The organism is Solidesulfovibrio sp., from assembly GCF_029978005.1.
In the GTDB taxonomy this organism is placed as follows: Bacteria; Desulfobacterota; Desulfovibrionia; order Desulfovibrionales; family Desulfovibrionaceae; genus Solidesulfovibrio.
Genome location: NZ_JARKOZ010000199.1, coordinates 1 through 5,905, shown reverse-complemented (window position 1 = coordinate 5,905; position 5,905 = coordinate 1). Strand labels below are relative to the sequence as shown.

The following is a 5,905-nucleotide window of genomic DNA, read 5'->3' as shown; positions in this document are numbered from 1 at the left end:
GAGCGGCGGGCGTGGGCGCGGACGTGGCGGCCGCCGCCGGCACGGGCGGCTGACCGGGTGCGGATTGGGCAACGGCCGGAACCTGGGCGCTTGCCGCCGGCGTGGCGGGAGCCGGGGCGGCCGGCGTCTGGGCGGTCATGGGCGCGGCCGGCGCGGGAGCGGGCTGGACCGGGGCCGAGGATTGGGCCGGAGCCCCGATGGGGGCCTGCACCGCCGGCACGGGCGCGGCGGCCGTGGGCGCGGGGGGAACGGAGGAGACCTGCGTGGTTGCGCCGCCGGAAAAAAGCCCGGGTTTCTTGAGGATGGCAAGCCCCGCCACCACGGTTGCGGCCAGGGCAACCGCGCTGATGATGATCATTTTGTCGCCGCGCGTCAGAGCCATGCGTCTTCTCTCCTGGGTCGCCGTAAGCCTGGGCGTCCGGCTTTCGGGTGGGAACGCTACCCGAGCTTGCCGTTTCCCTCAAGGGGCGGCGGGCCGGCTCCGCCAGACCTTCCGGCGCGGCGGACGCGTTGACAATCCGCCGGCTTTTCGTGTTTCGTTCCGGAAACGGGAGGATCGCATGCAAAACAAGGTCCGATCCGTGCGCGTGCCGCCGGAAATCGAAACCCTCGACCTCTCGAGCCTCGTCAAGGAATGCGCCCGGCATCTGCGCGACCTGGAGTCGGCCAGCCTGCTCTCCTCCCAGGGCAACGCCGAGGCGGCCGAGGCCCTGGTGCGGGCGCGCCAGGCCGACCTCGGCCGGCGCATCGGCAAGCTGGTGTTCGAGGCCGGCAAGCGCGGCCGGGGACAAAAATGAACCGGCCTTCACTTGCCCCGCGTCCCCCTCGGGCGTAGGGCAGCCCCGATGGCCGATCGCCATCGAGCCGCCATCCGGGAGGACGGACGTCATGACGCGACCGTTTCCGTTTATGTTTGTTATAGTGTGGGCAATGTTGTTAACCGCCGGCCCGGTCCGGGCCGGGGTGACGCTCGAGGGCGACACCTGCCGGCAGGTGTTCGACGATCCCCGGGCCGAGCGCATCGCCTGCCGCACGGGCTTTCGCCTGGACGCGGCCACCCGGGCCAGGCTCGAGTCCTCGTCCTTCGGCCTCGTTTCGGACATCGCCTGCGCGGCCGACCTGTCGGCCAGCCGGTCCGAAGTGGTGGGCCGGGTGCATGCCGGCGGCGACGTGGCCCTGCCCCAGCAGGAGGTGCGTTGCCGTCTCGTTTCCGGCGGCGATCCGTTGGACGTGCGCTTCCACCTCGCGCCCGTGGTGCGCATCGACAAGAAGACCAACCGGGCCGTGGACGCGCGCCTCGGCATCCGCGACCTGACCGGCATCCCCGAGCCCCTGGCCACGGCCGTGGCCGAATTCCTCAACACCGAGCCGACGCTTCGCAAGAGCCTGGTGCAGGCGGCCAACGAGATCATCCCCAACCTGCCCAGGAAATAGGGCCGGCCGCGCCGTTACGGCGAGCCGGCCTCCCGGTCGGCTTCAGTCTTCGCCCAGGGCCTTGCGCAGGCCGGCGATGGCCGCTTCCTTTTCCCGCGGGGTCAGGCGAGGGTCGGTGCGGACCATTTCGATGCGGGCCTCGAGGAAGGCGCGCCGCGTCGCCGCGTCCACGGGATGGGCGGCGGACCATTCGGCGAACTGCTTCCGCCTGTCCCGCGTGGGGGCCGATTCTTGCGCTTTTTCAGTGGGCTTGTCGCCCGGAACGCTGGCCATGTCGCTTCTCCTCGGCGCGGCCGCAGGCTTGCCGGTCGCCGCCTTGTCGCCCACCTTGCGCGGACGCCCGGTGCCGGTCAACTGTCGACGGCCCACGAAAAATGCGGGTCGTCGAAGATGCGTTTGAAGCCCTTTCCGTCGTCGCGTGCCGTGGCGTCGTTGGCGGAGAGCAGGTGCGGGGAGCCCCAGGTCCCGCTCGGGCCCTGGCTGAGAAGGTTGGTGAGGAACGCCCCCATGGGCTCGGTATGCGCGTAGCTGTCCTGGAAGGTCTCCACGATGGGGCCCCAGGAGCCGACCCAGCCCGCCTTCTGGGCCGCTTCGGTCGCGGCGTAGTCGAAGGAATAGACCAGGTCGTATCCCCCGCGCACGGTGTTGTAGAGGCTGACCGTGTTGCGCCATGTGCCCGGCTGCACCTGGAAGGTGGCGTTTTCCAGCGCCAGGCCCGGATACGTTTGCCCCCTGATGCCGATCGTGGCGAAATACTCGAGGAGATTGCCGTAGGGGATGCTGACCTGCCAGGGCTCGACCGGCTGGGCCCAGTCGTAGACCAGAAAGCTCATGGCCTGCTGTCCGTTGTAGCACACGAGAGCCTCCACGCCGTGGGAGGCGCGGTTAGTGGCGGTCAGGTAGAGCCAAGTGGTCACGTTGCCGCCCGGCTTGGGCGGGCAGAGGTAGAGGAACTGCAGCTTGGTGCCCAGGTCGAAGGCGTTCCTGAAGGCGTCCGTGTAGAACATTCCATAGCCCACGCCGCCCGGCACGGGCCGGGTCGCCGCTGCCGGCCCCCCCGGCCTGACGGCCAGGAGGTCGTGGGCCGACTGCTTCTCCTCGGCGCTCAGGGCCGGATGGGAAGCCATCATCTGGAACCGGTTGGCGATGAAGGCCTGTTTGGCGTCCTCGGGCACCGGGTTCTCCCTGGTGATCTCCTGGAAGTGTCCGGTGCAGTCCTCGGGAGCGGCAAGGGTGGGGTCGCCTGGGAAAGGCGGGGCGGCGTCGTGCGACATGACCGTTCTCCTGGGGTTGGTTTCGGAGCCCGTTGCTGATGTTGGGATCGCAAGCGAAAGGCGAAGCCCGGAAGAGAGAGTCCCGGAGAACAATGTCATAGATTCGCTTGAATTATCAACCATAAAATATTTACGAGCGCATGTTTTGTTTTTCCTTTGGTCGCCCTCGAAAGCGCATTCCCCAAAGCGTCGCCAAGGCGGCGAAATGAAAGGCCGCGGGCATGCGCCCACGGCCTTCGGTCGGACAGTCCCCGGCGGGGCGTCCAGGCATCCTGCGACGAACGGTTCCCTTCGGGCTCCGTCCTCGGGATGTTCGGTCGCGCTAGATGACCTTGTTGAGCGCGTATTCGATGATGCCTTCCGCGCCCAGGTCGTGGAGCTTGGGAATGAGGTCGCGCACGATGCCTTCGGACACGACGATCTCGATGGACAGCCAGTTCTTGTTGTAGAGATTGGCCACGGTCGGCGAGGTCAGGCTCGGCAGGAGGGACATGATCTCGGGCATCTTCTCCTCGGGCACGTTCATCTTGAGGCCGACCAGGCCCTCGGCGCAGAGCGCCCCTTGCAGCAGCATGTTGAGGACCTCGATCTTGCGGCGCTTGAACGGGTCCTCCCAGGCCTTCTTGTTGGCGATGAGCTGGGTGTTGGTCAAAAGCAGCTCGGAGATGATGCGCAGGCCGTGGGCCTTGATCGTGGTGCCGGTCTCGGTCACTTCCACGATGGCGTCGGCCAGGCCCTCGACCACTTTGGCCTCGGTCGCGCCCCAGGAGAATTCCACTTCCACGGGCACGCCCGCGCCGGTGAAATACTGCTTGGTGAAGTTGACGAGCTCGGTGGCGATCTTCTTGCCGGCCAGGTCCTCGGGCCGCTTGTAGGGCGAGTCGGCGGCCACGGCCAGCACCCAGCGGGCCGGGCGGTTGCTGACCTTGGAGTAGACCAGGTCCGCGACCACGACCACGTCGGATTCGTTCTCGAGGATCCAGTCCTTGCCGGTCAGGCCGCAGTCCAGGGTGCCGGTCTCGACGTAGCGGGACATCTCCTGGGCGCGGCACATGGAGCAGGTGAGCTCGGGGTCGTTTATCTCGGGGAAGTAGTTGCGGTGGTGCATCCGTATCTTCCAGCCGGACTTCTCGAACAGGGCGATGGTGGCGTCCTGCAGGGAGCCTTTGGGGATGCCGAGCTTGAGGACGTTGTTGGTGTTGTTGGCGGACATTTATTTATAGACCTCCTTGGGATCGAAGACCATGGGGGAGCAGGTGCGCTCCCCGCCGTCGCGGGTGATTTCGGTGTAGAAGCAGGATTTGCGCCCCGTATGGCAGGCCGCGCCGCCGACCTGCTCCACGAGCACCAGGATGGTGTCGGCGTCGCAGTCCAGGCGCACGGACTGGACCTTCTGCACGTGGCCGGAGGTGCCGCCCTTGTGCCAGAGTTTCTGGCGGCTGCGGCTGTAGTAATGGACCTCGCCGGTTTCGAGGGTTTTGTCGTAGGCCTCCTCGTTCATGTAGGCCATCATGAGCACCTCGCCGGTGCAGGCTTCCTGCGCGATGGCGGGGACGAGGCCGCCGCACTTCGCGAAATCGGGTCGTTTCATGGAGAAATTCCTTATCCCATTTTTTACGCGAAAAAGGAGAGCTAGCTTACATAAACGGCAAATGGGTGACAAGCGCCGCGTCGTTGGCCGAATTTTATGCGCCGCCGTCCGCGGGACAGCCCGCTTCCGCCCGCAACTGGCCGCAGGCGGCCGCGATGTCCGCACCCTTGCTCTTGCGGATCGTGGTCGTAATCCCCTTCGCCTTCAGGATTTCCTGGAACGCGAACACCCGCTCCGGGCTCGGCTGGCGATACGGCAGACCCGGCGTCGCGTTGTAGACGATCAGGTTCACTTTGGCCTTCACGCGAGACAAGAGCCGCACCAGCTCCCGGGCGTCGGCGTCCGCGTCGTTGACCCCGGCCAGCAGCAAATACTCGAACGTCAGCGACTCCCGGGGTTTCAGCGGATACTGCCGCAAAATCTCGATAAGCTCCGGCAACGCCAGCTTGGCCGCGCCGGGCATGATCTTCTCGCGCTTCTCCTGGGTCGGGGCGTGCAGCGAAATCGCCAGCGAACACAAGCCCGTCTTGCCCAAGTCCAGCAGATGCCGCCGCACCCCGGCCGTGGACACCGTGATGCGCCGGCTGGAAAAATCGAGCCCCTGCGGATGATGCAAGGCCTCCAAGGTCTTCACCAGATTCTCATAATTGAGCAGCGGCTCGCCCATGCCCATGAAGACCAGATTGCGCAGCGAAAGCGGCTCGCCCTTGTCCAGCAGATACTGCCGCGCCACCAGCACCTGGCCGAGCATCTCCCCGGGCGTCATGTTGCGCCGAAACCCCAGCATGCCCGTGGCGCAAAAGCCGCAAGCCATGGCGCAACCCACCTGCGTCGACAGACACGCCGTGTAATGGTCCCGCTCCGGAATGAGCACGCACTCCACCGCCTCGCCGTCGGCAAGCCCGAGCAGAAACTTCACCGTGCCGTCGGCGCTCTCGCTCACCCGCAAGACCCGGGGCCAGGCGATGACCGCCGCCTCGGACAGCCGCGTCCGCAAAGCCTTGGAAACGTCCGTCATCAGCTCGATGTCGCGGCACAACTTCTGCCACAGCCACTGCCAGACCTGGCGCGCCCGGTACGGCGGCTCGCCAAGCGAGACGATCAGCGCCTCGAGTTCGTGGAAGGTCAGGTCCGTCAGGTTGATGGGGGTGGTCTGGTTGGTCATGCGGGATGGGGGTGGGTGGGATGGTGGATGCCGGTGTGCGTGGTTGGTGGTGATTGTTGGTGGTTACGGTGGTGGATGCATGGTTGTCCCGGCCGAGGTGGGAAGATGCCTCCGGCGGCCGGGGGGCATGATGCCCCCCGGACCCCCTCGCCTGCTTGGCCGGATGGAAGTCCGTCGGCAGGCGGTTGTCCGTCGTTGGGGCCGGAATTTCCCCCGCTGCTGCCGCCGCTTCGCGGCAGGATCAGCAGGCAAATTTCCGGCCCCACAGGGCCGTCGCCCCTTCGGGGCGAATTCTTGGAATTTTTGCTTTGAAAGCCTCTTAAAGGCAATCAAGGAATTTTTTTACAAGACTTCTTCAGATGCGGCGCTTCGCCGCTGGCGCCCGTGGTCCGGGAAATGGGCCGGGCGGTGCTGGCCGGCTTTGCGGCCTGCGTCGCCCGG

Annotated in this window: 7 protein-coding genes and 1 pseudogene; 2 read left to right on the top strand and 6 right to left on the bottom strand. The window is 66.4% G+C overall.

The annotated features are described in order from the left end of the window. Positions 1–382: pseudogene (locus Q1K70_RS20535) on the bottom strand (colicin transporter); the annotation flags it as partial. A gap of 178 nt (positions 383–560) precedes the next feature. Here Q1K70_RS20535 and Q1K70_RS20530 point away from each other — a divergent pair. Continuing rightward, the gene (locus tag Q1K70_RS20530) at positions 561–797 is read left to right on the top strand and encodes a hypothetical protein (RefSeq protein WP_300164050.1); all 237 of its coding nucleotides are present in this window, start codon (positions 561–563) and stop codon (positions 795–797) included. A gap of 133 nt (positions 798–930) precedes the next feature. Beyond that, positions 931–1,434: a hypothetical protein gene (locus Q1K70_RS20525; RefSeq protein ID WP_300164047.1), complete on the top strand. Its 504-nt coding sequence runs from the start codon at positions 931–933 to the stop codon at positions 1,432–1,434. A 42-nt stretch (positions 1,435–1,476) separates the two neighbouring features. Here the strand turns inward: Q1K70_RS20525 and Q1K70_RS20520 are convergent, their stop codons facing one another. From Q1K70_RS20520 to rlmN, 5 genes are all read right to left on the bottom strand, one after another. Next, positions 1,477–1,707: a hypothetical protein gene (locus Q1K70_RS20520; protein WP_300164044.1), complete on the bottom strand. Its 231-nt coding sequence runs from the start codon at positions 1,705–1,707 to the stop codon at positions 1,477–1,479. Positions 1,708–1,784: 77 nt separating this feature from the next. Next, entirely contained in the window at positions 1,785–2,708 is a 924-nt protein-coding gene (locus Q1K70_RS20515) for a hypothetical protein (RefSeq protein ID WP_300164041.1), read from the bottom strand. 322 nt (positions 2,709–3,030) lie between these two features. Beyond that, positions 3,031–3,921 carry an ATP phosphoribosyltransferase gene (gene hisG, locus Q1K70_RS20510; protein ID WP_300164038.1) on the bottom strand — a complete coding sequence of 297 codons (891 nt, stop codon included), beginning with the start codon at positions 3,919–3,921 and terminating at the stop codon, positions 3,031–3,033. Then, a complete protein-coding gene (gene hisI / locus Q1K70_RS20505) occupies positions 3,922–4,299 on the bottom strand; it encodes a phosphoribosyl-AMP cyclohydrolase (protein ID WP_300164035.1) in 378 nt (125 codons plus the stop codon). It lies immediately after the preceding gene. Between the two features lie 94 nt (positions 4,300–4,393). Then, positions 4,394–5,464: a 23S rRNA (adenine(2503)-C(2))-methyltransferase RlmN gene (rlmN, locus tag Q1K70_RS20500; RefSeq protein WP_300164032.1), complete on the bottom strand. Its 1,071-nt coding sequence runs from the start codon at positions 5,462–5,464 to the stop codon at positions 4,394–4,396. Positions 5,465–5,905 lie beyond the last annotated feature (441 nt).